Consider the following 18,165-nt stretch of genomic DNA (forward strand, 5'->3'; position numbering starts at 1 on the left):
TAGCTCCATTTCGACAGGCTTCATTATGATCCGCAACACCGTTTCCGCCTTCACCGTACCCTCGCAGGAAGAGCGCAAGAGCTTTGCTTCTCTGGAAAAAAACCCGGCCATTCATGCCGCGAAACTGGCATCGCTCGCCTGCCTGAATACGGTGCGCATCGGCGGGGCGGAGGCTCAGGTCGAGGCCTTGGGATTCCCCTTTACGGTCGCGGCCTGGAATCTCGAGCGCTGCCTGTTTGCCAAGGAAAGTGCTGCCAAGCTGCGCGACACCGGCGCGCCGTTGGTGCTGCTGTCGGAAATGGATCTGGGCATGGCCCGCACCGAGCAGCGCGACCCGACGGCCATCATCGCCGATGAACTCGGCATGAATCATGCTTATGGCGTCGAGTTCCTGGAGCTCAGCCTTGGTTCGGAAATCGAGCGTTCCTACTGCCGCGACGATTTCAACGAGAGGGGCTTTCACGGTAACGCACTCATGGCCTCCGTCGCCCTGAAGGATGCTTTCATGATCCGCCTGCCGGGCGAGGCCGTCTGGTTCAACGACAGCAATGAGCAGCCGCGCATCGGCGATCGCTGCGCCGTCGGCGCCATCGTCGAGACGGAGGCCGGCCCAATGGTCGCGGTTTCCGTTCATCTCGAAAGCGTTGCGACCGCTGCCTATCGCGAGCGGCAGATGGCGGCATTGATCGATGAGGTCGAGGCTTTCGCACCCGGCCTGCCGATCCTGATCGGCGGCGATCTCAATACCGGCAATCACACTGGCGGCGATTTCTCGACGGATACATTGTTTGCCATGGCCGAGGGCCGTGGCTTCGAATGCCATGGCGGCCCGCTCGATCAGACAAGCACGCGCCCAAGCCTGATCACGCGCTTTCCTGATCGCGCCATGAAGCTCGACTGGTTCATCACCCGCGGGCTGAAGATCGGCGAAAGCCATCTCGTTTCCTCCCTCAATGAAGAGGGCAAGCCGCTCTCCGACCACGACATGGTCGTGTGCACAATCGAAGGTTTTTCCGTCTGATCGCTGCAATCGTTAAAATGCGCTCGGTTTCATGAACCGAGCCGTTACCCCTTCCATGCGATGAGATTGTAGACGCGCATGGAATTTGGGGGATTGCATGGTCTTGAAACTGATGTTGGCGAGCATGGCGGCCTTTGCCGCGCGCGCCGTACCGGTCGTCGTCGCGCTGCCGCCGTCGAAGAACTTCGTGGCGGGCGCCAGCGACGACATGGAAATGAAACCGTCGCCGATCGAGCCGTCCTGGGTTTTGGCGGGCAATCCGGTTGCCCGCATAGCCGAGCATTCGCGCGGGCAGGACGATGCCGCGATGACCGCTCTCTGGGATTGTACGGCCGGCGAGTTCCGCTGGTATTTCGGCTGGGACGAAACCGTGATGATCCTCGAAGGCGAGGTGCATATCACCACGGAAGACGGTGTCGAGCGCACGCTTTGCGCCGGTGATGTCGCCTATTTTGCCGGCGGCACCTGGGCGACGTGGCGGATCGACCGCTATCTGCGCAAGGTCGCCTTCTTGCGCAAGCCGTTCCCGAAGCCGCTGACGATGGCCTATCGCCTGCGCGATCTCGTCAGGCAGGGCGGCAGCACGCAGGGCCTCGCCGCCTAAGTGCGGTAGACCCTAACGGAAGCCCTTGAATAGCCGTTGCGTTTGAAGGCGGGCCGACCTACATCTGTCGGCGAATTCGAGCGAGGGCTGACTATGGCTGGTATCAAGAATGTCGCGGTCCAGATGGACCATGTCCGGGGCATCAATATTGCGGGCGACTCGACCTTCGCCATGAGCCTCGAGGCGCAGAACCGCGGCTACAAACTCTTTCACTACACGCCCGAGCGGCTGAGCATGCGCGACGGCGAGGTCTATGCCTCCGTAGAGCCGATGATCCTGCGCGATGTCAAGGGCGACCATTTCGAGCTCGGCGAGCCCGAGCGCGTCGATCTCTCGATCATGGACGTGGTGCTGCTGCGCCAGGACCCGCCCTTCGATATGGCCTATATCACCTCGACGCATCTGCTCGAGCGCATCCACCCGAAGACGCTCGTCGTCAACGATCCGGCCTGGGTGCGCAACTCGCCGGAAAAGATCTTCGTCACCGAATTCGCCGATCTGATGCCGAAGACGCTGATCACCCGCGATGCCGGCGAAATCCGCCGCTTCCGCGAGGAGATGGGCGACATCATCCTGAAGCCGCTCTACGGCAATGGCGGCGCCGGCGTCTTCCATTCGACGCGCGACGACCGCAACCTTTCCTCGCTGCTTGAAATGTTCGGCCAGCTCTTCCGCGAGCCCTTTATTGCCCAGCAATACCTGCCCGACGTGCGCAAGGGCGACAAGCGCATCATCCTCGTCGATGGCGAGGCCGTCGGCGCGATCAATCGCGTGCCGGCCGAGCATGACGCCCGCTCCAACATGCATGTCGGCGGCCGTGCCGAAGCGACCGAGCTGACGGCGCGCGAGCAGGAAATCTGCGCCCGCATCGGCCCGGCGCTCAAGGCCCGCGGCTTCCTGCTCGTCGGCATCGACGTCATCGGCGACTACATGACCGAGATCAACGTGACGTCGCCGACCGGCATCCGTGAGGTCAAACGCTTCGGTGGCGCCGATATCGCCAGCCTGCTCTGGGATGCGATCGAAGCCAAGCGGGCCTGATCACTAGATCCGGTTATTGATTCCTGCCCGTGGCCTAAAGCGCCGGTGCATGATCGCCGGCCGTGTATACCGTATTTCCGTTCATTTATTGTTCTTGTTTCATTCTCTGTCTTGTGCCAGATTGCAACCCACAGTTTGCTGATCGGGGCAAGTAGCGGCAAGCGAGTCTGATAACAAGGGGCAGGGCATGGTGGCGCGCGTCAGTACGGTTGCGTTTCAGGGCATTGAGGGCGTGCCGGTCGAAGTGCAGGTGATGATCGCGCCCGGCAAGGTGCTGATGCACATCGTCGGTCTGCCCGACAAGGCGGTTGCCGAGAGCCGCGAGCGGGTGCAGGCCGCGCTTCATGCTTCCGGCCTGGCACTGCCGCCGAAGAAGGTCACGGTCAATCTCGCACCGGCTGATCTGCCCAAAGAAGGATCTCATTTCGATCTTGCCATCGCACTCGGCCTGATGGCGGCACTGGGTGCGATCCCGGCTGATGCCCTATCGTCCTATACCGTCATCGGCGAACTCAATCTCGATGGCACGATCGCCCCCGTTGCCGGCGCGCTTCCCGCGGCCATCGCCGCCAATGCCATGGGCAAGGGGCTGATCTGCCCGGCCGAAAGTGGGCCGGAAGCCGCCTGGGCGGGCAAGGAGATCGACATTCTGGCGCCGCGCAGCCTGATCGCCCTCGCCAATCATTTCCGCGGCACACAGGTCCTGTCACGGCCGGAGCCCTCTGTTCGCGCAAGCGCGGTCAATCTGCCCGATCTTGCCGACATCAAGGGGCAGGAAAGCGCCAAGCGCGCCCTGGAAGTGGCGGCCGCCGGCGGCCACAATCTGTTGTTCGTCGGACCGCCCGGTTCCGGCAAGTCGATGCTGGCCTCGCGCCTGCCGTCGATATTGCCGCCACTGTCGACGAACGAGCTGTTGGAAGTGTCGATGATCCATTCGATCGCCGGCCAGCTTTCCGGCGGCAAGCTCTCCGATCGGCGGCCCTATCGCGCGCCGCATCATTCCGCCACCATGGCGGCGCTGGTCGGCGGCGGCCTGCGCGCCAGGCCGGGAGAGGTCTCGCTCGCCCATCACGGCATCCTCTTTCTCGATGAACTGCCGGAGTTTTCGCCACAGGCCCTCGATGCGCTGCGCCAGCCGCTCGAAACCGGCGAGTGCGTCATTGCCAGGGCAAACCACCGCGTCGCCTATCCCGCCGGCATCCAGCTTGTGGCGGCGATGAATCCGTGCCGCTGCGGCATGGCCGGTGAGCCGGGTCATACCTGCGCCCGCGGGCCGCGTTGCGCCTCCGATTATCAGGGCCGCATTTCCGGCCCCTTGCTCGATCGCATCGATATCCGCATCGACGTGCCGGCCGTGTCTGCTGCCGATCTCATCCGGCCGACGACGGCGGAAAAGAGTGCCGACGTGGCGCTGCGCGTCGCGCGCGCCCGTGAACGGCAGCGCGAGCGTTTCGAAAGGGCCGGCATGAAGGGCATCAGCACCAATGCTCGCTGCTCGACCTCGATGATCGAAACCATCGCCGAGCCGGACGCCGCCGGCCTGCAATTGCTGCGTGATGCGGCCGAGAAGATGAAATTCTCGGCCCGTGGCTATCATCGCATCCTCAAGGTCGCGCGGACGCTCGCCGATCTCGACGATAAGCCGACCGTTGGCCGCATCCATCTCGCCGAAGCCATTTCCTATCGTATTGTCGGCGAGCGGCTGGTTGCGCACGCCTGAAAATCCGAACCTCAGCTAACGCCTGATCGTCTGCGGCTTGCCTGAATGAAAGAGGGGCACCGAAGCGCCCCATGAAAGTCAAAATCGCAATTGCCAGCGTTAGCCGCCAAGCCCCTCGAACAGCGCCGTCGAAAGATAGCGTTCGGCGAAGGACGGGATGATGACGACAATGGTCTTGCCTTCGTTTTCCGGGCGCTGGCCGACCTTGATGGCAGCCGTCAGCGCGGCACCCGAGGAGATGCCGACAGGCACGCCTTCGAGCTTGGCCACGAGCCGCGCCAGTTGGAAAGCCTCGTCATTGCTGACCGTGACCACCTCGTCGTAGACGTGGGTATCGAGGATCTTGGGCGCAAAGCCGGCGCCGATGCCCTGGATCTTGTGCGGGCCGGGATTGCCGCCGGAAAGAACCGGGGAATCCGTCGGCTCGACGGCAATGACCTTGACGTCGGGCTTGCGAGCCTTCAGCACCTGGCCGACGCCGGTGATCGTGCCGCCGGTGCCGATGCCGGACACGAAGATATCGACCTTGCCCTCAGTGTCGTTCCAGATTTCCTCGGCCGTCGTCTTGCGATGGATTTCCGGATTGGCCGGATTTTCGAACTGCTGCGGAATGATGGCATCCGGCAGCGTCGAGGCCAGCTCTTCTGCCTTGGCGATCGCGCCCTTCATGCCCTTCGGTCCCTCGGTCAGCACCAGCTCGGCGCCGAGCAGCGCCAGCATCTTGCGGCGTTCGATCGACATGGTCTCCGGCATGGTGAGGATCAGCTTGTAACCCTTGGCGGCGGCGGCGAAGGCAAGCGCGATGCCTGTGTTGCCCGAGGTCGGCTCGATCAGCACCGTCCTGCCCGGCGCGATCTTGCCCTGCGCTTCCAGGCTTTCGATCATGGCGACGCCGATACGGTCCTTCACCGAAGCGATCGGATTGAAGAATTCAAGCTTTGCCAAGAGGTTGGCCTTGACGCCCTTTTCCTTCGCCAGCTTGTCGAGGCGGACGATCGGCGTATCGCCGATGGTCTCGGTAATCGAGGCATAGACGCGGCCGCGGCCGGGTTTGCGGGTGTCGGACATGGGTAACTCTCCCTACATTTGAATTATCGAATGACAATAGGATCAAACGCTTGCGGAAACCAGAGTGCGCGCATCCTCGCCACTTGTAGACCGTGAGAAAATAATCTCCCGAATGACCGCTTCAGAGAATATTTTTTCAGGCCGCGCGAGCCGCGATGAAGGCGGCCGTGGCGGCGAGAATGCTGGCGGCGACCCTGTTCAGTATCTGCAGTGCCCGCGGCTGCTTCAGGAAGGTTCGGGCCCGTGAAGCCAGCAGCATGTAGGGCACGAGAACGATCAGCAGCACGACGAAGGTTGCCGCCACCAGGATCGCATATTCCCGCAGGCCGATGCTGCCGATGTCGATCAGCGTCGGCACGAGCGCGACATAGAAGAGCATGGTCTTCGGGTTGCCGAGCGTCACGAGCAGGCCAGAGAGAAAGGACATGCCGGCGCCGCTGGATTTCTTCGCCGCGATATCGGCGGCCAGCAGCCCGGCGGTCCAGAGTTTCCAGGCGATATAGCCGAGATAGAGCGCGCCGGCGATCTTGATGACGATGAAGACCTCGGTGAAGGTCTGCGCCACGAAGGCAAGGCCGAGGATGACGGCCGTCAGGTAGATCGTGTCGCCGAGCACGAGGCCGAGGCCCATGAAGAAGGTCTCGCGAAAGCCGGAGCCGAGGGCGCGCGCCACGATCGCGGTAATGCCCGGACCGGGAATGGCGGCGGCGATGAACAGCGCGCCGCAATAGGCAAACAGGGCCGCGAGCGTCATGAAGTTTTCCTCCTGAGATGGTATTCGCTCTAGCGCACCACCTTTGCGTTTTCAAGCGATTGCGCCGGCGCGGCGAACAGATTACCAAGGCGTTAACGGCGCGTCGAAACTGCTTTGCCCAAGGATATCATGTCTTCTGCATTGCTACTCATCGATCTTCAGAACTCCATTCTGGCCGGCCTCGGCACGCCGGAACGTCAACCGGTCACTGATGCCGCGCTTGAGATGGTCATCGCCAAGCTTGCCGCGCTGAAGCACAAGGCGCGTGCCGCTGGCATTCCGGCCTTCATCGTCCAGCATGACGGCGCTCCGGGGCATCGGCTGGTCAAGCGTAGCGAAGGCTGGCAGCTGCGTCGGGAAATCGCGCCCGAGGCCGGCGATGTCGTCGTGCACAAGACGAGCTGCGATTCCTTCTTCGAGACGGATCTGGAGGCGCGGCTGCGCGCGCGCGGCGTCACCCATCTCATCGTCGGCGGCTGCATGACGCAGTTCTGTGTCGATACGACCGTGCGTCGCGCCGTTTCGCTCGGCTTCGATGTGACGCTGATCTCCGACGGCCACACCACAGCGGATATGGGTCGGCTGAGCTTCGAAGACATTGTCACCCATCACAATATGCTGCTTGACGGCTTCGATGCTGGATCGCATGAAATCAAGATCGCTGTTTCCAGCGAGATTCTCTTCTGAATACCTTCCTACCGCCGGAGGCGCTATGCCACACCTGACCAGCATGATCGCCTTTGCCCTGATCGCTCTCGGCATGGTGCTGACACCCGGACCGAACATGATCTATCTGGTGTCGCGCTCGATCTCGCAGGGGCCGGCGGCGGGGCTGATCTCGCTTGGAGGCGTCGCCTGCGGCTTCCTGTTCTACATGTTTTCGGCCGCGCTCGGCATTACCGCCTTCGTCTTTGCCGTCCCCTTCGCCTATGATGCGCTGCGTCTGGCGGGTGCCGCCTATCTCGGCTGGCTGGCCTGGAATGCGCTGAAGCCCGGCGGCCGCTCCGCATTTCAGGTGCGTGAGCTGCCGAAGGATAGCACGCGCCGGCTGTTCACCATGGGGCTGGTGACCAGCCTGCTCAATCCAAAGGTCGCGATCCTTTATCTGTCGCTGCTGCCGCAGTTCATCGATCCCGCCGCCGGCAGTGTCTTCACTCAATCGATTGTTCTGGGCTTTGCGCAGATCGTCATCAGTGTGACATTCAATGCCATCTTCGCGCTGAGTGCCGGCTGGATCGCCATGTTCCTCACCCGCCGTCCGTCCTTCGCGCTGGTGCAGCGCTGGCTGATGGGCACGGTGCTCGCCGGGCTTGCCGTGCGCATGGCTTTCGAGGCACAGCGTTGATGCGGAGCGTTTCGCTGCCGCTCGCCGCCAGCCTTCTGGCGCTGACATCGTTCTGGAGTGCCGCTTCGGCGACGGAGACGGATACGCAGACAATCGTCTTCATGCGTCACGGCGAAAAGCCCGAGGCGGGTCTCGGCCAATTGAGCTGCCAAGGTCTCAACCGGGCGCTGGCCCTGCCGCCGGTGCTGACAAAGCTCTTCGGCAAGCCCGCGGCGATCTTCGCGCCCGATCCGTCGAAACGGAAGGAAGATTCCGGCGCCTCCTATGATTACATCCGGCCGCTCGCCACCATCGAGCCGACCGCGATCGCGCTCGGCATGCCTGTCGATACCAGCTTCGGCTACGAGGATATCGCCGGCCTGAAGACCGCGCTGGCAAAGCCCGCCTATGCCGGCAAGCTGATCTTCGTCGCGTGGGAGCATAAGCAGATCGTCGATCTCGCCCGCCAGCTGATGAGCGAGAATGGCGGTGATGAAAAAGCGGTGCCGAAATGGCATGGCAAGGATTTCGACAGCCTCTATGTGCTGCGCATCGGCGCAAGCAAGGCTGGATCAGGCGCGACATTCGAAAAGATGGCGGAAGGTCTCGATGGTCGCCCCGAAACCTGTCCGACTCCGGCTAAATAAGTCTTAGAAAACCGGCCGCATGAAGCTGCGCTCGTAGCTGACGATGCAGCGCGTTTCCTCGCCGTAGGCAAGCGCAGCCTGGCATTCCGCGTCCTCGGGTATTTTCAGCCGATATTCCTCATAGGCGGCAAGGCTCGGGAAGCTGAAGAGCGCGAGCGCGATGTTGCTGGCGCCCTCATGCGGCATGAAATAACCGTGATGCGTGCCGCCCAGCCGGTTGACCAGCGGAATCCAGAGCTGGGCATAGTGCTCGAACTGGGCAAGCTTGTATGGGTCGATAACGTAGCGCAGATAACAGGTGATCATTCGGCGGTCCCTTTTGAAAGACGATCGTTTCTATGCCAGGGCAGGGGCATCGTCCAGCCGAGATTCATGCCGGCGGCGGCCGCGAGAATGATGACCGCGCCGGCGATCTGTGCGATGCCAAGCACATGGCCGAAGGCGAAACGATCGACCACGATGGCGGCGATCGGATAGATGAAGGATAGCGCGCCGGTGAGATGTGTCGGCAGCTTCTGGATGGCGCCATAGAGCAGCACATACATCAGGCCGGTATGGACGATGCCCATGGTGACGAGGATCGACCATCCGCCGGCATCATGCGGGGCGGCGGAGAAATCGGTGAAGGGCGCCAGCATCAGGATGCCCGTTGACACCTGAATAAGTGCGATCAGATGCGGCGGCGTGCCCTTCAGCCACTTGGCGGCAATTGCCGCCAGCGCATAGAAGAAGGCTGCGCCAAGCGAAAGCAGGATGCCGATTGCGTAACTCCCGGAGCCTGCCGCCCCGGCTGGTTTGCCTTCGACAATAACCACCATGCCGGCAAAGGCGAGGCCGAGCCAGAACAGCTTGGTGAAGGTGATCCGCTCTCCCAGGAACAGTGCGCCGAGCCCGAGCAGCATGAATGGCTGCGTGTTGTAGACGGTCGTGGCGATCGAAATCGAGGCGTGGGAGTAGGCGGCGAAAAGCAGCAGCCAGTTCAGGACGATGGCGATCCCGCCGCCGACCGCGATGGAAAACGTCTTGAGGCTCAGAATGCCGGGGCGCAACAGGCCCATGGCTGCGCATATGGCGAGCAGCGTCAGCGCACCGAAGAAACAGCGCCAGAAGACGACACCGGTGACGGCCTGCCCGGACGTCAGCACGAACCAACCGATCGTGCCTGAAATCAGCATCGCCGCCGTCATTTCCATCGCACCGCGTCTTGTCTCGTTCATCGTCTTGGCTCCCGTCTATCGGGGCAGATGATATTGCGCTGTTGGAATAGGTGATATAGATTTAATGAGGTGATACGGCGGATTTACCTAAATAAATGAGGTTGAGTTATGGGTATTCCTAATGCGGCTCTCGGTCTCAATGATACCGATCAGCGAATGCTGGAGGCGCTGGCGCGCAATGCCCGGATATCGCTGAAAGAGCTGGCGGAAGTGGCCGGCCTGTCGTCGCCGAGTGCCGCGGAACGGCTGCGACGGCTGGAGGAGCGCGGCGTCATTTCAGCCTTCACCATCGACATCGCGCCGGAGGCGATCGGCTATCCGCTGCAGGCGATCGTTCGCATCCGGCCCTTGCCCGGCCAGCTGCATGTCGTCGAGCGCATCATTCAGGAGACGCCGGAATTCATCGAATGCGACAAGGTTACCGGCGACGATTGCTTCATCGGCCGGCTGGTGGTGCGCTCGATGGGCGAACTCGACGGCATTCTCGACAAGATCACCGAGCGCGCCGAGACGAACACGTCGATGATCAAGGCAACGCCGGTCAAGCGCCGCCTGCCGCCGCTTTCGCGCTAGCGCAATTCCAGGAAAACTGCGTAGCGGTTTTCCGTTGGCAATTGCGCAGAACAGGGGGCTAGAGCCGTTAAGCGGCTCTAGAATTCGGCCATCGGCGACAGCATGAGCGGCCCGGCAATATCGTCCGCCGCTTTGCCGCGTACCATCAGCATCGTGTAACCTTCATAGGGTTCGAGCGATACCTCGCAATCCAGGCGATCCGGCGAAAAGCAGATCTCGATGCGGTCCGGTTCGACGTCGAGCGCGGACAGGATGGTCGCGAGGGATGGAATGGTCGTTCCCGCTATATCGAGAAGCCAGAAAGTCGCACCGTCAAACGTCCATGCAACGACCGCCGCATCGCCGAGTGTCGTCAGGCGGATCGCAGGATTGAAGCAGGCATTCAGCAGAAACATCTCCATCTGCCTGATAACCGCGAAGCGAGTGGAGACCGGTTGCCGGTTTTGCAACAGCGTCTTGATCAGCAGCAGATCCTCCGGCGCTTCCAGGGAGAGCCGCCGGGCAGTCGAGCCGGATCTCTCGAGCTTTGGCATCCGCGCAACAGAGATATGCTGTGGCAGGCTGCGAAAGCCGTAACGCTCATAGAGAGCCGGCTTGTCGGTCAGCAGGAGATCGAGTTCGTAGCCCTCGGCTGCGGTACGCTCAAAGGCACGTTGCATCAGGTCGCGATAGAGCCCGCGCTCACGCCATTCCGGCCGCACGGCACCGGACTGATAGCCCGCTGCCTTGACGGAGCGGCCATTGACGATCACCGGCATGGAGAAGGCAGTGAAATTGGCGACGCAGCGCCCGTCGCCATCGAAATAGCCGAAGGGCATGCTGGTCGGGTCGGGGCCGCCGAACGAAGCTTGCAGGTCGACGTCGATCGAGAACGTGTCCTGTAGCAGGTCGACAAGGCCCTTCCATGCGGTGAGATCGCCGAAATAGTCCTGGCGCAGAGTTAGGCCATGCGCCTGGGCAAGCTCCGGCATCACACGCCGGTCGAGCCGAAACCGCCTGCTCCGCGTATGGTCTCGCTTGCTTCAGTCGTCTCGAAAATGCGGGCCTGGATCGAAGGAGCAATGACCATCTGTGCGATGCGCATACCGCGCGTGATCTCGAACGGCTCCTCGCCGAGGTTGATCAGCAGCACCTTCACTTCGCCGCGATAGTCGCTGTCGACCGTGCCCGGCGAGTTCAGGCAGGTGATGCCGTTCTTGAAAGCAAGGCCCGAGCGCGGACGGATCTGCGCCTCGTAGCCTTCCGGAACCTCGAAGATGAAGCCGGTGGGAACGAGATCCCGCTTACCCGGAAGGAGCGTCAGCGGCGCGCCATCATCGACTGCGGCGCGCAGGTCCATGCCCGCAGCGCCCCTGGTCTGGTAGGCTGGTAGCTCAATGCCTTCGCCATGCGGCAGGCGGATGAGGTTCACGGTCGGTCGGGTGTCGGTGTGAATGGTCATCCTGCAATAGTTTGCGCTCGAACGCCGGAGGTCAATTGCATTTAGGGCTTTGAGTCGCTAGATACGGCCGCAATTCACAGGATTCACACGCATGGCCGAAAGTCTCGCCGAGGCGGTCTCCCGCCGCCGCACATTCGCTATTATCGCTCACCCGGACGCGGGCAAGACGACGCTCACCGAAAAGCTGCTGCTGTTCGGCGGCGCCATCCAGCTTGCCGGCGAAGTCAAGGCGAAGAAGGATCGGATGCAGACGCGATCCGACTGGATGAAGATCGAGCGCGAGCGCGGCATTTCGGTCGTGACCTCGGTCATGACCTTCGAATACGAAGGCAATGTCTTCAACATTCTCGACACGCCCGGCCACGAAGACTTCGCCGACGACACCTACCGTACGCTGACGGCCGTCGACGCCGCCGTCATGGTCATCGACGCCGCCAAGGGCATCGAGCCGCGAACGCTGAAGCTGTTCGAAGTCTGCCGCATGCGCGACATCCCGATCATCACCTTCATCAACAAGATGGACCGCGAAAGCCGCGATCCCTTCGAGATTCTCGATGAGGTCGAAGAGAAGCTGGCGCTCGACACGGCGCCGATCACCTGGCCCATCGGCCGCTCGAAGACCTTCTGCGGCTCCTATCATCTGGCATCCAACACCGTCCGTGGCTCCGATACCGAAGTTGCCGCGACCCCCGTCAACGGCCCGCAGGCCGTTGCCGACAGGTTGCCGGAAAACGAGCGCCAGGCCTTCATCGACGAGACGGAACTGGCGATCGAGGCCTGCCGCCCCTTCGACCAGGAATCCTTCCTTGAGGGCCATATGACGCCGGTCTTCTTCGGTTCTGCGCTGCGCAATTTCGGCGTACGCGATCTCATCAATGCGCTCGGCGAATTCGCGCCGCCGCCGCGCGATCAGGTCGCCGATATCAGGACGGTGCACGCCACCGACGACAAGATGACGGCCTTCGTCTTCAAGATCCAGGCCAACATGGACCCAAACCATCGCGACCGCATCGCCTTTGCCCGCATCTGCTCCGGCAAGCTGGAGCGCGGCATGAAGGCGCGGCTGTCGCGCACCGGCAAGCAGCTCGGTCTCACCGCGCCGCAGTTCTTCTTCGCCTCGCAGCGCCAGCTCGCCGATACCGCCTATGCCGGTGACGTCGTCGGCATTCCGAACCACGGAACGCTGCGCATCGGCGATACGCTGACGGAAGGCGAATCCCTCGTCTTCCAGGGCGTGCCGAACTTCTCGCCGGAAATCCTGCGCCGCGTGCGCCTTGAGGATGCGATGAAGGCGAAGAAGCTCAAGGAAGCGCTGCAGCAGATGGCCGAGGAAGGCGTCGTGCAGCTCTTCTCGCCGGAAGACGGCTCGCCCGCCATCGTCGGCGTCGTCGGCGCGCTGCAGCTCGACGTCTTGAAGGAGCGGCTGATGGCCGAATACGGCCTGCCGGTTTCCTTCGAAATGTCGCGCTTTTCGGTTTGCCGATGGGTGTCAGCTGACCAGGCCGCCGACCTTGAAAAATTCGTCACCGCGCGCCGCGGCGATATCGCCCGCGATCTCGACGGCGACCCGGTCTTCCTCGCGCAGGACGGCTTCTCGCTGCGTTACGAGGCGGAACGTTATCCGGCTATCAAGATGGTCGCCATCAAGGAATATCACGCCGTCAAGGCGGCGTGATACCGGCAATCTTGTAGTTGCCGGCGATGAGCCTGTGGCGCATGGCGATTATTGTTCCGTCGGATTCATGAGTTCAGCGTACTGAGCCTCTGTAGCTTCATCCATCGGGAACATGCATTCGATGCGCAGTTCCTGGGTCGTGATCATCTGCGCGGTTCCGACCGTCGTGACCAGCGAGAAAAATCTCAGGATATGTCCGTCCTTCATGAAGGATAGGGGGATGAGTGGCGCGTTCTCCATCGTCGGTGATATCCGCCATTCGGCATTCACATCGGGGTACGCGAGCAGACTGTCGACGAGCTCCTTCGTCCGTGCATCGATGACACGACCGACGGCCTCGCGGAAGACGCGTCCCAAAAGGCTCTTGGCCGTCTCGTCCCAATCCGGAATGAAGGGCCGCATGCCCGCCGGATCGAACATCAGATGCAGGAGATTGCGGGGTGCCGGGCGCGTGGCCATATCGATGAACCGGCCGAAGAAGCGAAGCGTCGCATCATTGGCCATCAGCACATTCCAGTAGCGGTCCATCACCACGGCCGGAAACGGCTCGTGCTGATGCAGCATACGCTTCAGCGCTTTCGCAACGCCCTGCATCTCGCGATCATCGAAGCTTCCTTCCGAGTAGATCGGCGCGTAGCCGGCGGCGAGCAGCAGGGTGTTGCGCTCGCGGAAAGGCACGTCCAACGCATCGGCGAGACGCAGGACATTCTGGCGGCCGGGCGTGCTCCTGCCGCTTTCGATAAAGCTGATCTGACGCTGCGAAATACCGGTGTCGAGGGAAAGCTCGAGCTGGCTCTTGCCGCGCGTGTCGCGCCAGGCGCGCAGCTGCGGGCCGAGTTCGTTTGGTGGTCTCAGATTTGCTTGGGAAGAACTCATCTTGCAATGGCCTTGCTTCGCTCGTGTCATTGTGGCGGGGCGTCATTCAACACCCCGCCAGCTTCAATTTCTATGAGAAGGCAACAGGTCCGACCGACCCATACCAATGACGCACCTTGGCGGGATCGGTCTCATCCATATAGAAAAAGTGCATCATGACCGGTTTGACCATGGGTTGCGCCCGATCGTCGGGCGTCATGGTCACCGTGCCGCGAAACACCTTTAGCGATCCGCCGTCCCAATATTCGGTGACATCATGCAACGCGGTAAAGCCGGTGTCGATGAAGGCGCGAAGGTTCTGGCGAATGGTGTCGCGCCCCTTCCAGTCGGCAATGCCGAGGTTGCATGTCGCGTCTTCCGCGAGGCAATCAAAGCCTTCGCCGAAGGTCTTGTCGTCGATTTCCCGCCAGAAGGCCAGCAGCCATTGCGGGGCGTCTTTCTTAGTGAATGACATGGTCGTCATGGAATTCTCCTGAGCCTGCCCTTGGCATGATGTCGTGGCCATCGATGTCATGCCGGGCAAAAGCTCTCTTTCGTTGAAGGGCTAAAAGCTCTTCCTGCAAGAAGATGGTGTTTAGATACTCCAAGGCGAATGCTGCTCTCAATTACATGCGATGTAATGAAAGCAGCCACGATCGCGCCTCAAGCCGACGTGATCGGTTTGGATGCGTTTCATTTTGGAATAGTGGTTTCGCCATGTTCCATCCGATATAGCGCTATGCCATAGTGCCGCCCCGGGGTCCCCTCGATCAGAACGAGCAGCTTTCATGATGAAATTTCTTGCGGTTCTTGCTCTGGCCTTCGTCGGCCTGGTGCCGGTCGCAGCAGACGCGCGAATCATCACCGATGCGGCCGGACGCACGGTGTCTGTGCCGGACAAGATCAACCGCATATTGGTGGCCGGGCCGCCGGCCACGGTGCTGGTCTATGTGCTGGCGCCCGAGAAACTGGTGGGCTGGGTTCACGCGCCTGATAATGCGGCAAAAGCCTATCTGATGCCGTCGGTTCGGGCGCTGCCCACCGTCGGGCGCCTGACGGGCAAGGACGGCACGATCAGCGCACAGGCGGTCATGGACGCCAAGCCCGACATCATCCTCGATGCCGGCACGGTCGATCCGACCTACAAGGCTCTGGCAGACAAGGTGCAGGCCGAAACGCATATTCCCTATGTCCTTGTCGACGGCAGCTTTGCCCGCACAGCCGATACGCTTCGCGACGTCGGCGCCCTGATCGGCGTCAAGGATCGCGCCGACAAGCTGGCCGATTATGCCGATTCGGCAATCAAGGATCTGAACGAAAAACTGGCGACGTTGCCGAACGATCCACGCCCGCGCGTTTACTATGGCCGTGGCGCCGATGGCCTGGAAACCGGGCTTTCCGGCTCGATCAATCTGGAGATACTCGATGCCGTCGGCACAATGAATGTTGCCGCCGCTGCGGGTAAGGGCGGGTTGACCAAGGTGACGCCGCAGCAGGTCGTCGGCTGGAATCCCGATATCATCATCGCCGATGATGCAAAATTCGCCGCGTTGGTGAAGAGCGATCCGCAATGGGCCGGCATCAAGGCTGTCAAGGACGGCAAGGTTTTCGTGCCGCCGTCGCTGCCCTTCGGTTGGTTCGATTCGCCGCCCGGCGTCAACCGGCTGCTCGGCGTGCGCTGGATGGAGAAGCTGCTCTATCCGAAACTCTTCAGGAGCGATTTCTCCGATGATGTGAAGACGTTCTACAAACTGTTCTATCAGGTCGATCTGACGGACGATCAGCTGGCGACGCTGCTGAAGGGCGTGAAGTAACCGGCATCGAGGAAGGAAGCAGCGCATGGTTCGTGAGAACGAGATTCGCGAAAACGAAGTGGCCGTCGAGCCGCCCGCAGCCTCGGATGCCGGCCTCACCTTCATCGGCCGCATTTCCACGCCCTGGACATCGCGCCTGGAAACGCCGAGGCAGGGGCGGCATGACGGGCCGATTTGCCGGGTAGAAATCTTCGAGCCCTGGGTGCCGGCGCTGACCGGCGTCGAAGCTTTCGAGCGCCTGGAAATTCTCTATTGGCTGGATCGTTCGCGCCGGGATCTCGTGCTGCAGAGCCCGGCCAGAAACGGCAGGGTACATGGCACATTCGCGCTGCGATCGCCGGTGCGGCCCAACCCTATCGGCACATCCATCGTCAAGCTTGAAGCCGTCGAGGGTGCCGTATTGCTGGTGCGCGGCCTCGATTGCCTGGATGGCACGCCGCTGCTCGACCTGAAGCCGGATCGCACGCTGTTCAAACCCATCGCGCCGGCGCAGCCCGGAGATTTCCAGACCGGCGACGGCGAGACCGCGCATTACTGCCAGAAGCGCGATGCTTAGATTGTTTTACGCAATTCCGGACGGAAAACCGCTTCGCACTTTTCCTGGAATTGCTTTAGTCGACGGCGACCATGACGTCGGATGCCTTGATGACGGCATAGGCCGATGCGCCGACCGTCAGGCCCAGCTCGTCCACGGCTTCGTTGGTGATCGAGGAGGTGACGATCGAGCCGTTGCCGATATCGATGCGGACATGCGCTGTCGTCGCGCCCTTGGTGATTTCGACGACCTTGCCCTTGAGGCGGTTTCTTGCACTGATTTTCATGGATGTTTCTCCCTTTTGCGGCGCAACAATATCGTTTCGGTTCGCGGCAAGCTACCGAAATTCTATTCGCCGCGCGGAAACCGCTGGTTTTCCTCCAGCACGTTGAGATCCATGTGGTTGCGCATGTATCGCTCCGACGCCTTTTGCAAGGGCTGGTAGTCCCATGGGTAGTAGGCGCCGTTGCGAAGGGCGGTATAGACGACCCATCGCCGCGCCTGGCTCTCGCGCACATCAGCGTCGAAGCTTGCCAGGTTCCAGCGGGCCATCGCTCGCGCCGTCAGCCGGTTCAGCGTTTCGGCATAGGCCGGGTTGCCGGCCAGATTGTTAAGCTCCTTCGGGTCCTCCGCGATGTTAAATAGCATCGGCGGGTCCTTCTCGCAAAGCGTCAGCTTGTAGCGGCCGTCGCGTAAGCCCACGAGCGGCGCTTCGGAGCCTTCCGCCGCATATTCCATCGGCACGGGGCTGCGGCTTCCGGTGTCGAGAGCCAAGGGCGTCAGGTCTTCGCCATCGGTCCAGCGGCGCAGCGAGGCGATGTCGATCCCGGCAAGGGCGGCCAGCGTCGGCGTCACGTCGAGTGTCGAAACCGGTTGATCGATGCGCTTCGGCTGCCAACCGGGCGCCGATATCATCAGCGGCACGCGGGCGGAGCCCTCGAAGAAGTTCATCTTGAACCAGAGACCGCGCTCACCGAGCATGTCGCCGTGGTCCGAGACGAAGAGGATGATGGTGTTGTCGGTCATGCGGCCGCGCTCGAGCGTTTCGAGGATCTCGCCGATCTTCTCGTCGACATAGGAGATATTGGCGAAATAGCCGCGCCGCGCCCGACGGATCTGCTCCGGAGTGATGTCGAAGGCGGTGTGGTCACAGGCCTTCATCAGCCGCTGCGAATGCGGGTCCTGCCGCTCGAAGGGGATTTCGCCGACGTCCGGGTCGAGTGCCGGGCAATCCTCATAGAGATCCCAGAAGCGCCGGCGCGCGACGTAAGGGTCGTGCGGATGCGTGAAGCTGACGGTCAGGCACCAGGGCCGCTCGTCATGGCCGCGTGAGAGGTCATAGAGCTTGCGGGTCGCGTGATAGGCGACCTCGTCGTCATATTCCATCTGGTTGGTAATCTCGGCCGTGCCGGCGCCGGTCACCGAACCGAGATTGTGATACCACCAGTCGATGCGTTCGCCGGGCTTCGTATAATCAGGCGTCCAGCCGAAATCGGCCGGGTAGATGTCTGTTGTCAGCCGTTCTTCGAAGCCGTGCATCTGGTCCGGACCGACGAAATGCATCTTGCCCGACAGCGCCGTCTGATAGCCGGCGGCGCGGAGGTGATGAGCGAAGGTCGGGATGTCGGAGGAAAATTCGGCGGCATTGTCGTAGACGCGCGTGCGGCTTGGCAGCTGCCCCGACATGAAGGAGGCCCGCGCCGGCGCGCAGAGCGGGCTTGCCGTATAGCTGTTGGCAAAGCGCACCGAGCGCTTCGCCAGGGCCTTCAGGACCGGCGCGTGCAGGAAATCCGCCGGGCCGTCGGGAAAGAATGTCCCGTTGAACTGATCGACCATAAGGATGAGGATATTCGGGCGGGACATGGTAGCGTCTTCC

Annotated in this window: 21 protein-coding genes; 11 read left to right on the plus strand and 10 right to left on the minus strand. The window is 61.9% G+C overall.

Annotation, left to right across the window (positions count from 1 at the left end; genetic code table 11):
* Positions 1 to 25 precede the first annotated feature (25 nt).
* The 4 genes from ACIQWP_RS09185 (at position 26) to ACIQWP_RS09200 (ending at position 4,386) form a co-directional block, all read left to right on the plus strand.
* Positions 26 to 1,021, plus strand: a complete 996-nt coding sequence (locus ACIQWP_RS09185; protein ID WP_402785235.1) for an endonuclease/exonuclease/phosphatase family protein — start codon at positions 26 to 28, stop codon at positions 1,019 to 1,021.
* A 97-nt stretch (positions 1,022 to 1,118) separates the two neighbouring features.
* Entirely contained in the window at positions 1,119 to 1,625 is a 507-nt protein-coding gene (locus ACIQWP_RS09190; RefSeq protein ID WP_402785238.1) for a cupin domain-containing protein, read from the plus strand.
* Positions 1,626 to 1,718: 93 nt separating this feature from the next.
* On the plus strand, positions 1,719 to 2,666 hold the full coding sequence (gene gshB / locus ACIQWP_RS09195; protein ID WP_402785240.1) for a glutathione synthase: 948 nt from the start codon (positions 1,719 to 1,721) through the stop codon (positions 2,664 to 2,666).
* A 187-nt stretch (positions 2,667 to 2,853) separates the two neighbouring features.
* Positions 2,854 to 4,386 carry a YifB family Mg chelatase-like AAA ATPase gene (locus ACIQWP_RS09200; RefSeq protein WP_402785243.1) on the plus strand — a complete coding sequence of 511 codons (1,533 nt, stop codon included), beginning with the start codon at positions 2,854 to 2,856 and terminating at the stop codon, positions 4,384 to 4,386.
* Positions 4,387 to 4,485: 99 nt separating this feature from the next.
* Here the strand turns inward: ACIQWP_RS09200 and cysK are convergent, their stop codons facing one another.
* Together cysK and ACIQWP_RS09210 are read right to left on the minus strand one after the other, a co-directional pair.
* The gene (cysK, locus tag ACIQWP_RS09205; protein WP_402785246.1) at positions 4,486 to 5,454 is read right to left on the minus strand and encodes a cysteine synthase A; all 969 of its coding nucleotides are present in this window, start codon (positions 5,452 to 5,454) and stop codon (positions 4,486 to 4,488) included.
* A gap of 136 nt (positions 5,455 to 5,590) precedes the next feature.
* On the minus strand, positions 5,591 to 6,208 hold the full coding sequence (locus ACIQWP_RS09210) for a LysE family translocator (protein ID WP_402785249.1): 618 nt from the start codon (positions 6,206 to 6,208) through the stop codon (positions 5,591 to 5,593).
* Positions 6,209 to 6,337: 129 nt separating this feature from the next.
* On the opposite strand from ACIQWP_RS09210, the gene ACIQWP_RS09215 reads away from it, so the two are divergent.
* The 3 genes from ACIQWP_RS09215 to ACIQWP_RS09225 are packed head-to-tail and all read left to right on the plus strand — an operon-like array spanning position 6,338 to position 8,179.
* On the plus strand, positions 6,338 to 6,895 hold the full coding sequence (locus tag ACIQWP_RS09215) for a cysteine hydrolase family protein (protein ID WP_402785252.1): 558 nt from the start codon (positions 6,338 to 6,340) through the stop codon (positions 6,893 to 6,895).
* A gap of 25 nt (positions 6,896 to 6,920) precedes the next feature.
* Positions 6,921 to 7,553, plus strand: a complete 633-nt coding sequence (locus ACIQWP_RS09220; protein WP_402785254.1) for a LysE family translocator — start codon at positions 6,921 to 6,923, stop codon at positions 7,551 to 7,553.
* Positions 7,553 to 8,179 (plus strand): hypothetical protein, encoded by a 627-nt coding sequence (locus ACIQWP_RS09225; protein WP_402785257.1) that lies wholly within the window; start codon positions 7,553 to 7,555, stop codon positions 8,177 to 8,179. Before ACIQWP_RS09220 ends, ACIQWP_RS09225 begins: the two co-directional genes overlap by 1 nt.
* A 3-nt stretch (positions 8,180 to 8,182) precedes the next feature.
* On the opposite strand, the gene ACIQWP_RS09230 is transcribed toward ACIQWP_RS09225, so the two are convergent.
* Together ACIQWP_RS09230 and ACIQWP_RS09235 are read right to left on the minus strand one after the other, a co-directional pair.
* Positions 8,183 to 8,485 (minus strand): NIPSNAP family protein, encoded by a 303-nt coding sequence (locus ACIQWP_RS09230; RefSeq protein WP_402785260.1) that lies wholly within the window; start codon positions 8,483 to 8,485, stop codon positions 8,183 to 8,185.
* On the minus strand, positions 8,482 to 9,396 hold the full coding sequence (locus ACIQWP_RS09235) for a DMT family transporter (protein ID WP_402785263.1): 915 nt from the start codon (positions 9,394 to 9,396) through the stop codon (positions 8,482 to 8,484). Before ACIQWP_RS09235 ends, ACIQWP_RS09230 begins: the two co-directional genes overlap by 4 nt.
* A 108-nt stretch (positions 9,397 to 9,504) precedes the next feature.
* Between ACIQWP_RS09235 and ACIQWP_RS09240 the strand changes: the two genes are divergently transcribed.
* The gene (locus tag ACIQWP_RS09240; protein WP_402785266.1) at positions 9,505 to 9,969 is read left to right on the plus strand and encodes an Lrp/AsnC family transcriptional regulator; all 465 of its coding nucleotides are present in this window, start codon (positions 9,505 to 9,507) and stop codon (positions 9,967 to 9,969) included.
* 77 nt (positions 9,970 to 10,046) lie between these two features.
* Here the strand turns inward: ACIQWP_RS09240 and ACIQWP_RS09245 are convergent, their stop codons facing one another.
* Both ACIQWP_RS09245 and dut read right to left on the minus strand, forming a co-directional pair.
* The gene (locus tag ACIQWP_RS09245) at positions 10,047 to 10,940 is read right to left on the minus strand and encodes a GNAT family N-acetyltransferase (protein WP_402785269.1); all 894 of its coding nucleotides are present in this window, start codon (positions 10,938 to 10,940) and stop codon (positions 10,047 to 10,049) included.
* A complete protein-coding gene (dut, locus tag ACIQWP_RS09250) occupies positions 10,940 to 11,410 on the minus strand; it encodes a dUTP diphosphatase (RefSeq protein ID WP_402785272.1) in 471 nt (156 codons plus the stop codon). Before dut ends, ACIQWP_RS09245 begins: the two co-directional genes overlap by 1 nt.
* A gap of 91 nt (positions 11,411 to 11,501) precedes the next feature.
* Here dut and ACIQWP_RS09255 point away from each other — a divergent pair, with 91 nt between their 5' ends.
* The gene (locus ACIQWP_RS09255; RefSeq protein ID WP_402785275.1) at positions 11,502 to 13,085 is read left to right on the plus strand and encodes a peptide chain release factor 3; all 1,584 of its coding nucleotides are present in this window, start codon (positions 11,502 to 11,504) and stop codon (positions 13,083 to 13,085) included.
* A gap of 48 nt (positions 13,086 to 13,133) precedes the next feature.
* On the opposite strand, the gene ACIQWP_RS09260 is transcribed toward ACIQWP_RS09255, so the two are convergent.
* Both ACIQWP_RS09260 and ACIQWP_RS09265 read right to left on the minus strand, forming a co-directional pair.
* A complete protein-coding gene (locus tag ACIQWP_RS09260; RefSeq protein ID WP_402785278.1) occupies positions 13,134 to 13,961 on the minus strand; it encodes a helix-turn-helix domain-containing protein in 828 nt (275 codons plus the stop codon).
* 70 nt (positions 13,962 to 14,031) lie between these two features.
* The gene (locus ACIQWP_RS09265; protein WP_402785281.1) at positions 14,032 to 14,424 is read right to left on the minus strand and encodes a nuclear transport factor 2 family protein; all 393 of its coding nucleotides are present in this window, start codon (positions 14,422 to 14,424) and stop codon (positions 14,032 to 14,034) included.
* Positions 14,425 to 14,728: 304 nt separating this feature from the next.
* Between ACIQWP_RS09265 and ACIQWP_RS09270 the strand changes: the two genes are divergently transcribed.
* Positions 14,729 to 15,754 carry an iron ABC transporter substrate-binding protein gene (locus ACIQWP_RS09270; RefSeq protein WP_402785284.1) on the plus strand — a complete coding sequence of 342 codons (1,026 nt, stop codon included), beginning with the start codon at positions 14,729 to 14,731 and terminating at the stop codon, positions 15,752 to 15,754.
* Positions 15,755 to 15,779: 25 nt separating this feature from the next.
* Positions 15,780 to 16,310 carry a tRNA (N6-threonylcarbamoyladenosine(37)-N6)-methyltransferase TrmO gene (gene tsaA / locus ACIQWP_RS09275; protein WP_402785287.1) on the plus strand — a complete coding sequence of 177 codons (531 nt, stop codon included), beginning with the start codon at positions 15,780 to 15,782 and terminating at the stop codon, positions 16,308 to 16,310.
* 55 nt (positions 16,311 to 16,365) lie between these two features.
* On the opposite strand, the gene ACIQWP_RS09280 is transcribed toward tsaA, so the two are convergent.
* Both ACIQWP_RS09280 and betC read right to left on the minus strand, forming a co-directional pair.
* Positions 16,366 to 16,575 carry a molybdopterin-binding protein gene (locus ACIQWP_RS09280; protein WP_004108310.1) on the minus strand — a complete coding sequence of 70 codons (210 nt, stop codon included), beginning with the start codon at positions 16,573 to 16,575 and terminating at the stop codon, positions 16,366 to 16,368.
* Positions 16,576 to 16,637: 62 nt separating this feature from the next.
* Positions 16,638 to 18,152, minus strand: a complete 1,515-nt coding sequence (gene betC, locus ACIQWP_RS09285; RefSeq protein WP_402785290.1) for a choline-sulfatase — start codon at positions 18,150 to 18,152, stop codon at positions 16,638 to 16,640.
* Positions 18,153 to 18,165: the final 13 nt, after the last annotated feature.

The organism is Rhizobium sp. NPDC090279 (genome assembly GCF_044769665.1).
GTDB lineage: Bacteria > Pseudomonadota > Alphaproteobacteria > Rhizobiales > Rhizobiaceae > Rhizobium.

Coding starts and splice junctions, on each gene's coding strand:
- ACIQWP_RS09265 (WP_402785281.1), bottom strand. CDS start 14,424: ATGACGACCATGTCATTCACTAAGAAAGACGCCCCGCAATGGCTGCTG.
- ACIQWP_RS09270 (WP_402785284.1), top strand. CDS start 14,729: ATGATGAAATTTCTTGCGGTTCTTGCTCTGGCCTTCGTCGGCCTGGTG.
- ACIQWP_RS09225 (WP_402785257.1), top strand. CDS start 7,553: ATGCGGAGCGTTTCGCTGCCGCTCGCCGCCAGCCTTCTGGCGCTGACA.
- ACIQWP_RS09240 (WP_402785266.1), top strand. CDS start 9,505: ATGGGTATTCCTAATGCGGCTCTCGGTCTCAATGATACCGATCAGCGA.
- cysK (WP_402785246.1), bottom strand. CDS start 5,454: ATGTCCGACACCCGCAAACCCGGCCGCGGCCGCGTCTATGCCTCGATT.
- betC (WP_402785290.1), bottom strand. CDS start 18,152: ATGTCCCGCCCGAATATCCTCATCCTTATGGTCGATCAGTTCAACGGG.
- ACIQWP_RS09255 (WP_402785275.1), top strand. CDS start 11,502: ATGGCCGAAAGTCTCGCCGAGGCGGTCTCCCGCCGCCGCACATTCGCT.
- ACIQWP_RS09185 (WP_402785235.1), top strand. CDS start 26: ATGATCCGCAACACCGTTTCCGCCTTCACCGTACCCTCGCAGGAAGAG.
- tsaA (WP_402785287.1), top strand. CDS start 15,780: ATGGTTCGTGAGAACGAGATTCGCGAAAACGAAGTGGCCGTCGAGCCG.
- ACIQWP_RS09280 (WP_004108310.1), bottom strand. CDS start 16,575: ATGAAAATCAGTGCAAGAAACCGCCTCAAGGGCAAGGTCGTCGAAATC.
- dut (WP_402785272.1), bottom strand. CDS start 11,410: ATGACCATTCACACCGACACCCGACCGACCGTGAACCTCATCCGCCTG.
- ACIQWP_RS09235 (WP_402785263.1), bottom strand. CDS start 9,396: ATGAACGAGACAAGACGCGGTGCGATGGAAATGACGGCGGCGATGCTG.
- ACIQWP_RS09260 (WP_402785278.1), bottom strand. CDS start 13,961: ATGAGTTCTTCCCAAGCAAATCTGAGACCACCAAACGAACTCGGCCCG.
- ACIQWP_RS09200 (WP_402785243.1), top strand. CDS start 2,854: ATGGTGGCGCGCGTCAGTACGGTTGCGTTTCAGGGCATTGAGGGCGTG.
- ACIQWP_RS09245 (WP_402785269.1), bottom strand. CDS start 10,940: ATGCCGGAGCTTGCCCAGGCGCATGGCCTAACTCTGCGCCAGGACTAT.
- ACIQWP_RS09220 (WP_402785254.1), top strand. CDS start 6,921: ATGCCACACCTGACCAGCATGATCGCCTTTGCCCTGATCGCTCTCGGC.
- ACIQWP_RS09215 (WP_402785252.1), top strand. CDS start 6,338: ATGTCTTCTGCATTGCTACTCATCGATCTTCAGAACTCCATTCTGGCC.
- gshB (WP_402785240.1), top strand. CDS start 1,719: ATGGCTGGTATCAAGAATGTCGCGGTCCAGATGGACCATGTCCGGGGC.
- ACIQWP_RS09190 (WP_402785238.1), top strand. CDS start 1,119: ATGGTCTTGAAACTGATGTTGGCGAGCATGGCGGCCTTTGCCGCGCGC.
- ACIQWP_RS09210 (WP_402785249.1), bottom strand. CDS start 6,208: ATGACGCTCGCGGCCCTGTTTGCCTATTGCGGCGCGCTGTTCATCGCC.
- ACIQWP_RS09230 (WP_402785260.1), bottom strand. CDS start 8,485: ATGATCACCTGTTATCTGCGCTACGTTATCGACCCATACAAGCTTGCC.